We start from the raw sequence: 8,919 nt of genomic DNA, 5'->3' as shown, positions 1-8,919 counted from the left end.
GGCCGGCTGTCGCCGGCCGGCGTCACGGCGACCTTCGCCCTCTATGTGCTGATCAACGGCGCGATGGTGATGGGCATGGCCCCGGTGGTGGGCGTGCCGATGCCGATGCTCAGCTACGGCGGCACCGTCATGCTGACGGTGATGGTCGGGTTCGGGCTGGTGCAGGCCGTGCGAGTGCACCGCTATACCGAGGTGACCAGCGGCAAGGGTTCGCTGATGTAGGACTTGGTGGGGAGAACACTTGCCCCCACCTGGCGGCTTCGCCGCCTGTCCGCCCCCATAGGGGGCGGAGCTCAACGCGCGAGGCTCTTCCCCCTATGGGGGAAGACGGTCGCGAAGCGACCCGTAGGGGGCAAGTGGCGATGCCGCCTACTTCGTCCCCTTCAGCGCCCGCCCGGTCACCACCGCCCCCGCCCCGTACTTCCCCCGCAGCCCGTCGATCACTGTCTCGCTCTTCAGCGCCTTGCGCTCGTCGCCGGCGAAGAAGTCGTCGGCCGCGCCTTCGGCCGGGACGAAGTCGGTCAGGCCCGCGCCGATCAGGCGATAGCTCAGGCCCCTGGGTTCGGCGGCCAGCAGCTCGCGGGCCACCTGGAACAGGGTGCGGGCGGTCTGGATCGGGACGGGCAGGGTGCGGCGGCGGGTGTGGATCTTGAAGTCGGGGGTGCGCAGCTTCAGCGTCGCCACCCGGCCGGCCACGCCGCCGGCCCGGGCCTGGCGGGCGACCTTCTCGCACAGCGGCCACAGCTCGTCCTCCAGCGCCTCGCGCTGGTGGAGGTCGTCGTTGAAGGTGGTCTCGGCGCTGATGGTCTTGCGTTCCTGCTCGGGGTCCACCGCCCGCGCGTCGCGGCCGTGGGCCAGGTGGTGCAGGCGCAGGCCGCCCGAGCCCAGCACCTTGACCAGCCATTTGAGGTCGGCCGAGGCGATGTCGCCGACCGTGCGCAGGCCTTCCGAGGCCAGGGTCGTGACCGTGGCCGGGCCGACGCCGGGCAGGATCGACACCGGACGCGGGGCCAGGAACGCCTCGACGCCGGTCGCGCCGATCACCGAGAAGCCGCGCGGCTTGTCCAGCTCCGAGGCGATCTTGGCCAGGAACTTGTTGGGCGCCAGGCCGATCGAGACGGTGAGGCCGATCTCGGTCTCGATTTCCTTCTGGGCCCGGGCCAGCATCACGGCCGGCGGCGCGCCGTGCAGCCGCTCGGTGCCCGAAAGGTCGATCCAGGCCTCGTCCAGCGACAGCGGCTGCACCAGCGGCGTCAGGGCGTCCAGCTTGGCCATGATCCGCCGGCTCTCGTGCCGGTACTTGGCGAAGTTGGGCTTGATGACCACGGCGTCGGGGCACAGCTTCAGCGCCTTGTACATCGGCATGGCCGAGCGCGGGCCGCTCATGCGGGCGATGTAGCAGGCGGTGGTCACCACCCCGCGCTTGCCGCCGCCGACGATCACCGGCTTGTCGCGCAAGCTGGGGTCGTCGCGCTTCTCGACCGAGGCGTAGAAGGCGTCGCAGTCCAGGTGCGCCATGCTCAGCTGGCCCAGTTCCTCATGGAAGACCACGCGTGGCGAGCCGCAGGCCGGGCAGCGCGAGACCTTGGCCTCGCCCGTCGCCAGGCAGTCGCGGCAGAGGGATTTCATCGGAACAGCTTGTGCTCGATGGCCGTCTTCAGGTCGGGCCACAGGTCGATGCGGGTGTGCCGTTCCGGCGCGCAGGGGGCCAGGGGGCGCAGGCGCGCGTCGGCCACCATCTGGAAGCGCGAGACGCCGGGCGCGGTCTGGGCCACCGACTCCAGCTGCGGCAGCAGGTCGTCGATGAACACCGAGGGCCCGGTGGTCCGCGCGGCCAGGTCGGCGGCGGGCGGGCCCTTGGGGCCGCTGTTGATCACCAGCGGGTAGTCGAAGCCGTGAGTCTTCAGCCACCGAGCCCGGGACTGGCGGCCGTGCTCGGGGGCGTTGGTCAGGATCACCACCCCGGCCCGGGTCGACAGGTCGGCCAGGGCGTCGGCGGCCCCGTCGGCCGGCAGCAGGTCGTCGGCCCCGTCGCGGAAGAAGTCGTCGAACAGCACCTTGCCGGCGATCAGGTCCACATGCTGGGTCTCGCCCGGCCGGTAGATGTTCTGGAACAGGGCGAAGCGGTCGAATCGCAGCTCGAACCCGTGGCGCGCGATGAACGCGCCGAAGCCGGCCATGAACTGGGCCAGCACCTCGTCGACATCGACGATGACCAGGGGCGCATCGGGGCGCACGGCGCAGGCCTGAAGGTCGGAATAACTGGGGTCCATGATCCAAGGTCGGTGTCGTAAAACGCGATTAGCGCGGGCTTAAGGATATTCGTGGCATCTGGAACCCAGAAGCGACGCGAATCCCTCACGCGCCGCCACGGACCGGAATGGTCGGGGTCAGGATGACGAAGAAGGTCCTCATCGTGGAGGATAATGAGCTGAACATGAAGCTGTTTCATGATCTGCTCGAAGCCCAGGGTTACGAGATCCTGCAGACCCGCGAGGGCTTGCAGGCTCTGTCGATCGCCCGTGAGCATCGTCCCGACCTGATCCTGATGGACATCCAGCTGCCGGAAATCTCGGGCCTCGAAGTCACCAAGTGGCTGAAGGAGGACGACGATCTGTCGCATATCCCCGTCGTCGCCGTTACGGCATTTGCCATGAAGGGCGACGAGGAACGGATTCGCGAGGGCGGGTGCGAGGCCTATATCTCCAAGCCCATCTCGGTGTCGCACTTCCTCGACACCATCACCCGGTTGCTGGAGAGGTAGGCCCGTGAGCGCGCGCATCCTGGTCGTCGACGATATCGAGGCCAATGTCCGCCTGCTCGAGGCCAAGCTTTCGGCCGAATATTATCAGGTCTCCACCGCCAATGACGGCCCGACGGCCCTGGCGATGGCGGCCGACGAACTGCCCGACGTCATCCTGCTGGACGTGATGATGCCCGGCATGGACGGCTTCACCGTCTGCAAGAAGCTCAAGGAAGACCCGGTCACCCGCCACATCCCCGTCGTGCTGGTCACGGCGCTGGACGGCCGGGCCGACCGCATCCAGGGGCTGGAGGCGGGCGCTTCGGACTTCCTGACCAAGCCGATCGACGACGTCATGCTGTTCGCCCGCGTGCGCAGCCTGACCCGCTTCAAGCTGGTGATCGACGAACTGCGCCAGCGCGAGGCCTCGGGCCGCCGCATGGGCGTGATCGCCGGGGCCGCCTCGCGCCTCGACGGCCTGGGCGGCCGGGTGCTGATCGTCGACGACAACGAACGCCAGGCCCAGCGCGTGGCCGCCGAACTGGCGGTCGAGCACCGTCCGGTGATCGAATCCGACCCCGCGAAGGCCCAGATCAGCGCCGGCGGCCCGGTCGACCTGATCATCATCAACGCCGCCGCCAAGGGCTTCGACGGCCTGCGCTTCGCCGCCAGCCTGCGCTCGGACGAGCGCACCCGTCACCTGCCGATCCTGGCCATGGTCGATCCCGACGAGCGCCCGCGCCTGGTCAAGGCGCTGGAGATCGGCATCAACGACATCCTGCCGCGGCCGATCGACCCGCAGGAGCTGTCGGCCCGGGTCAAGACCCAGATCCAGCGCAAGCGCTACACCGACTACCTGCGCCAGAACCTCGACCACAGCCTGGAACTGGCGGTCACCGACCAGCTGACCGGCCTGCACAATCGCCGCTACATGTCCGGCCAGCTCGATTCGCTGGTCAAGCGCGCGGCCCTGGGCGGCGACCCGGTCGCGGCCCTGCTGATCGACATCGACCACTTCAAGAAGATCAACGACGGCTTCGGCCACGACGTCGGCGACGAGGTGCTGCGCGAGTTCGCCCTGCGCTTGGCCTCCAACGTCCGGGCCATCGACCTGCCTTGCCGCTACGGCGGCGAGGAGTTCACGGTGATCATGCCCGACACCCAGCTGGCCGACGCCCTGCGCATCGCCGAGCGGATCCGCATGCACGTGTCGGGCTCGCCGTTCCGGGTGGCCCACGGTTCCGAACTGCTGACGGTGACCATCTCGATCGGCGTCTCGGCCACCAGCGGGCCGAACGACACGCCCGAGACCCTGCTCAAGCGGGCCGACGAGGCGGTGTACGAGGCCAAGGCCTCGGGACGCAACGCCGTGGTGGGCAAGGCGGCTTAGTATAGCCGGGGACATGCCCTTGGGCGTGTCCCCAATGTTCAGGCGCCGCGACTGCTGATGAGGACACGCCCAAGGGCATGTCCCCGGCCGCGGTTCAGCGCTTCGGCACCAGCCTGATCTCGTACAGCCGCGGCCACAGCTTCCCCGTCACGATCAGGCGATCGGCCTTGGCGTCGTAGGCGATGCCGTTCAGCACGTCGGCCCCGGCCCGGTCCTCGACCGGCAGCAGCCCCGTCAGGTCGATCCAGCCCTTCACCTGGCCCGTCACGGGGTCGATGCGGGCGATGCGGTCGGTCTGCCAGATGTTGGCGTAGATCTCGCCCTTGACCCATTCCAGCTCGTTGAGCTGGTCCACCGGCCGGCCTTCGTCGGTGACGGTGATCCCGCCGGTCTCCTTCAGGGTCTCGGGGTCCAGGAACCGCAGGCGCGAGGTGCCGTCGCTCATGATGAGCCGGTGGTCGTCGCGGGTCAGGGCCCAGCCTTCGCCGGGATAGGAAAATTCGCCGCGGGTTTCGAAATCGTCGAGGTCGTAGATGAAGCCCAGCTGGTCCTTCCAGGTCAGCGAGATCAGCCGGTCCTTCCAGTCGATGATTCCCTCGCCGAACAACTGGCTGGAGATCGAGCGTTCCAGCTCCACCCGGCCGGTCTCCAGGTCGATCTTGCGGATCGACGAGGCGCCTTCGCGGCCGGTGCTCTCATAGAGGAAGCCGTCCAGCAGGAAGAGGCCCTCGGTGAAGGCGTTGGGATCATGCGGATAGGTGCGCACCACCTGGTAGCCCTGGACGGGCGTCGCGGCGTTCGCCAGCGGCGAACAGGCGCTCAGGAGCAGGGCGGCGAGGGCGGTCAGGATCGGCTGGCGCATGCCCGAACCCCTACAATGCAAGGGCCCAAAGAAAAACGCCCGACTTCGCAGCCGGGCGTTTTCGTGTGCGTCGCTGGGACGGACAAGATCCTACTTGATCTTGCCTTCCTTGAATTCGACGTGCTTGCGGATGACCGGATCGTACTTCTTCAGCACCATCTTTTCGGTCTTGGTGCGGGCGTTCTTCTTGGTCACGTAGAAGAAGCCGGTGTCCGCCGTCGAGTTCAGGCGGATCTTGATGGAAGCCGGTTTGGCCATGGTCGAATCCCTGCGATGGTCGCGCAGGTCCCTACGCGGTCGAAATAAGAGGCGCGGAACATACTCACGGGCTGCGCAAAGTCAATTGCCGAGAGACAGCTGATTTTGGCGCGGCCGGGGACGCACACTCACACCCCGGTCTCGCCGGCCCGTCAGGGGCGTTGCCGTGAGTGTGTGTCCCCGATCGTATCCTAGAGATAGCTCAACTGCCGCGCCCCGCGCAGGAAGCGCATGAACGGGGCCGGGCGTTCGGGCTGGGCCAGGCGCTGGCCGACCTCGTGGACGACGAAGCGGGTGATGTTGGGCAGGTCCAGGGCCCGGGCCTGGTCGAAGTCGAACCAGCCGATCTCGTCCAGCTCGCCGCAGTCGGGCTGGCGCTCCAGGCTGAGCAAGGCGCTGGCCGGGGCCATGAAGAACCGGGCGTCGAAGCGGCGGGTGCGGTAGGGCGGGGTGATGGCCCGGGCCACGAACGCCAGCGGCGCCAGGTCGGGCAGGGCGCCCTGGGCCAGGAACGGCCGCCAGGCGCCCGCGCCGGGCCGCGCCGGAGCAGGCCTGGCCAGCAGCAGGCCGGTCTCCTCGAAGGTCTCGCGCACCGCGGCCAGGGCCAGGGCGCGGGCCAGGCGCGCGGGCGTCGGATGGCGCGGCTCGACGGCCAGCCGGGCGGCGGTGTCGGGCGACAGATCGCTGGCCGAGGGCGCGGTGTAGTCGCCGCGATCGACCCGGCCGCCGGGGAACACCCACTTGTCGGCCATGAAGGCCAGGCCGCGGTTGCGCCGGCCCATCAGCAGCCGGGGCTTGGGACCGTCGTCGCGGACGATGATCAGGGTGGCGGCGTGGCGCGGCTTCAGCGGGCCCGCGCCGGGGTCGCGGACGTCGCCGTCGTTGCGGGTGTCGAATTGAGCGTCGGCTGGTTCGTCCATGCGGGGGAGCTTAGTCCGGAAGCGGACGGGCGCCAGCCGTCCGTAGGGGCAGTTGCTTGGATTGGGGACATGCCCATGGGCATGTCCCCAGTAGCCTCTCCCACGCTTGACCGCCGCATGCCCGCCCGCCCAAGCTCGCGCGGAGATTTCAGGAATCGAGGGACGGCATGTTCGCAAGGGTTTCCGGGCTGGCTCTGGCCGCCGCATTGCTGGGCGCGCCCGCGTTCGCCGCGCCCTCCACCGCCCAGGTCGCCGCCGCCGCCAAGGCCGTCCAGCCCAGGGTCGTGGCCTGGCGGCGCGACATCCACGAGCATCCCGAACTGGGCAACCAGGAGGTCCGCACCGCCGCCCTGGTGGCTAAGGAGTTGAAGGCCCTGGGCTTCGAGGTCCGCGAGGGCGTCGGCCGCACCGGCGTGGTCGGGGTGCTGAAGGGCGGCAAGCCCGGCAAGGTGGTGGCCCTGCGCGCCGACATGGACGCCCTGCCGGTCGAGGAGAAGACCGGCCTGCCGTTCGCCTCCAAGGTCACCGCCCCGTGGGAGGGCCGGACCCTGCCGGTGATGCACGCCTGCGGCCACGACACCCACGTGGCCATGCTGCTGGGCGCGGCGACCGTGCTGGCCGGCATGAAGGCCGAGATCCCCGGCACGGTGGTGGTGATCTTCCAGCCGGCCGAGGAGGGCTCGCAGGCCGGCGAGGAGGGCGGGGCGCTGCTGATGGTCCGCGAGGGCGTGCTGGACCACCCCAAGGTCGACGCCATCTTCGGCCTGCACATCGGCCCCGGCGACGCCCACGCCCTGAACTACCGGGCCGGCGGCTTCTATGCCGGCTCCGAGCGCATGACGATCACCGTCAAGGGCAAGCAGACCCACGGGGCGCGGCCGTGGGCCGGCGTCGACATGGCCAGCGTCTCGGCCGACATCGTCCAGGCCTTCAACCAGATCGCCGCCCGCCAGATCGACGTCGGCGCCTCGCCCACCGTCCTGACCGTGGCGACGATCAACATGGGCGTGCGCAACAACATCATCCCCGAGGACCTGGTGATGACCGGCACCCTGCGGACCTTCAATCCGGCGCGGCGGGCCGACATGATCGACAGGGTGCAGAAGACCGTGGCCGCGATCGGCGACCGTTATGGGGCGAAAGCCCAGGCGGTGTTCACCCAGCCCTATCCGGTCACCTATAACGACCCGGCGCTGTCGGGGTGGGTCAAGGCCAGCCTGGAGAAGGCCTCGCCGGGCAAGGTCGACGACCAGGCGGCGCTGGTGACCGGGGCCGAGGACTTCTCGCGCTATGGCGAGAAGATCCCGGCGGTGTTCGTGCAACTGGGCGGGCGTCCGGCCAACGTGCCGGCGGCGACCGCGCCGGCCAACCACTCGCCATATTTCGACGTCGACGAGGCGGTGTTCGAGACGGGGGTCAAGGCCGAGGTGCTGATGGCGCTGGACTATCTGGAGCGGAAGTAGGCGGCCAAGGCGGGCGGTTCTTCACTGGACCCGCGTCGCCGCTCGCCTTTGTGCTCCGATCGAGGCCATGACAGAAAGGCGCTGCTTCGAAGGAGACTCGCTTGCGGTCCTTGATTCTCGCCGCCGTCGCGGTCCTGGCCCTTTCCCATCCGGCGTCGGCGGCGCAGACCGCCCTGACGTCCAATATCGGTGGCCGGGCGGTAGCCCTGCCCGGCGGGGCGGCGGCGTTTGGCTGGCCGGGGGTCTATTTCGAAGGCCGCTTCACCGGGCCGTCCGTCGAGGTGGCCGTCGATGCGGGCGCCGAGCACCTGGCGGTCAGCGTCGATGGCCAGGTTCGCGCGGAGCTGAGCACCGGTTCGGCCCGCCTGACGCTCGGCGGCCTGGGGCCGGGCGAGCACGTCGTGCGGCTGGACAAGCTGACCGAGAGCCAGGCCGGCTCGGCGCGGTTTCTCGGGTTCTTCGTGGGACCCGGGGGCCGGGCCCTGCCGCCGCGGGCCCGCGCCCGCAGGATCGAATTCATCGGCGACTCCCACACGGTCGGCTATGGCGTCCGCGCGACCAAGCACGACTGCACCGAGGCCGAGATCCACGACCTGACCGACACCAGCCTGACCTTCGGCCCGATCCTGTCGCGCCGGCTGGACGCCGACTACCGGATCGTCGCCTTCTCGGGGCGGGGCGTGGTGCGTAACTACGGCGGCTCCTCGCCCGGCCAGCCCCTGCCGGCGCTCTATCCGCGCATGATTCCCGGCGAGGCCGCGCCGAGCGTCGACCCGGCGGAGCCCTGGCGGCCCGACCTGATCGTCATCGGCCTGGGCACCAACGATTTCTCGACGCCCCTCCAGCCCGGCGAGGCCTGGGCCGACGAGGCCGCCCTGCACGCCGACTATCGTCAGACCTATGCCGGCTTCATCCGCGACCTGGCCCGCCGCCAGCCCCAGGCGCGGTTCCTGCTGATCGCCGGCGACAGCTTCGCCGCCGACGTCGACCAGGTGGTCCAGGCGGTCGACGCCGAGACGCCCGGCCTGGCGACTCCGGTGCGGATCACCGGCATGGACCTGGGCGCCTGCAACTGGCACCCGTCGGCGGCGGACCAGCGGATGATGGCGGATAAGCTGGAGGCGGCGGCGCGGGTGGTCCTGCCCTGACGTCCTCTCCCATGGAAAGCGGCTGGGGACATGCACATGTGCATGTCCCCACTCAGAGGCAGGGCGTTCGTGTGAAAGAGGCGAGGGCGTAGTCCCTCACCCTCCCACCGCTACGCGGCGGGCCCCTCCCTCTCC

The 8,919-nt window shown here is 69.6% G+C and carries 10 protein-coding genes; 5 read left to right on the top strand and 5 right to left on the bottom strand.

What is annotated here, in order from left to right:
• A partial coding sequence (locus tag PMI01_RS19735; protein WP_007673025.1) for an FtsW/RodA/SpoVE family cell cycle protein occupies positions 1-222 on the top strand: 222 nt, incomplete at its 5' end.
• A 147-nt stretch (positions 223-369) separates the two neighbouring features.
• Here the strand turns inward: PMI01_RS19735 and PMI01_RS19730 are convergent.
• Complete coding sequence (locus PMI01_RS19730) at positions 370-1,629, bottom strand: DNA polymerase IV (RefSeq protein ID WP_007673024.1); 1,260 nt, start codon at positions 1,627-1,629, stop codon at positions 370-372.
• A complete protein-coding gene (locus tag PMI01_RS19725) occupies positions 1,626-2,273 on the bottom strand; it encodes a hypothetical protein (RefSeq protein WP_007673023.1) in 648 nt (215 codons plus the stop codon). The genes PMI01_RS19730 and PMI01_RS19725 overlap by 4 nt, the downstream gene beginning before the upstream one ends.
• 122 nt (positions 2,274-2,395) lie before the next feature.
• Between PMI01_RS19725 and PMI01_RS19720 the strand changes: the two genes are divergently transcribed.
• Both PMI01_RS19720 and PMI01_RS19715 read left to right on the top strand, forming a co-directional pair.
• Positions 2,396-2,764, top strand: a complete 369-nt coding sequence (locus PMI01_RS19720) for a response regulator (protein WP_028040271.1) — start codon at positions 2,396-2,398, stop codon at positions 2,762-2,764.
• Positions 2,765-2,768: 4 nt separating this feature from the next.
• Positions 2,769-4,133, top strand: a complete 1,365-nt coding sequence (locus PMI01_RS19715) for a PleD family two-component system response regulator (protein WP_007673019.1) — start codon at positions 2,769-2,771, stop codon at positions 4,131-4,133.
• A gap of 94 nt (positions 4,134-4,227) precedes the next feature.
• On the opposite strand, the gene PMI01_RS19710 is transcribed toward PMI01_RS19715, so the two are convergent.
• The 3 genes from PMI01_RS19710 to PMI01_RS19700 all read right to left on the bottom strand — a co-directional run bounded on the left by PMI01_RS19710 (position 4,228) and on the right by PMI01_RS19700 (position 6,173).
• On the bottom strand, positions 4,228-4,995 hold the full coding sequence (locus tag PMI01_RS19710; protein ID WP_007673018.1) for a glutaminyl-peptide cyclotransferase: 768 nt from the start codon (positions 4,993-4,995) through the stop codon (positions 4,228-4,230).
• Between the two features lie 90 nt (positions 4,996-5,085).
• Positions 5,086-5,253, bottom strand: a complete 168-nt coding sequence (gene rpmG / locus PMI01_RS19705; protein ID WP_007673017.1) for a 50S ribosomal protein L33 — start codon at positions 5,251-5,253, stop codon at positions 5,086-5,088.
• A gap of 191 nt (positions 5,254-5,444) precedes the next feature.
• Positions 5,445-6,173, bottom strand: coding sequence for an NUDIX hydrolase (locus tag PMI01_RS19700; protein ID WP_007673016.1), 729 nt, complete (start codon positions 6,171-6,173; stop codon positions 5,445-5,447).
• A 167-nt stretch (positions 6,174-6,340) separates the two neighbouring features.
• On the opposite strand from PMI01_RS19700, the gene PMI01_RS19695 reads away from it, so the two are divergent.
• A complete protein-coding gene (locus PMI01_RS19695; RefSeq protein ID WP_007673015.1) occupies positions 6,341-7,636 on the top strand; it encodes an amidohydrolase in 1,296 nt (431 codons plus the stop codon).
• Positions 7,637-7,737: 101 nt separating this feature from the next.
• Positions 7,738-8,784 (top strand): SGNH/GDSL hydrolase family protein, encoded by a 1,047-nt coding sequence (locus PMI01_RS19690; protein WP_007673014.1) that lies wholly within the window; start codon positions 7,738-7,740, stop codon positions 8,782-8,784.
• The last annotated feature ends 135 nt before the right edge of the window (positions 8,785-8,919 follow it).

The organism is Caulobacter sp. AP07 (genome assembly GCF_000281955.1).
GTDB lineage: Bacteria > Pseudomonadota > Alphaproteobacteria > Caulobacterales > Caulobacteraceae > Caulobacter.
This window is presented reverse-complemented; position numbering and strand designations above follow the sequence as displayed.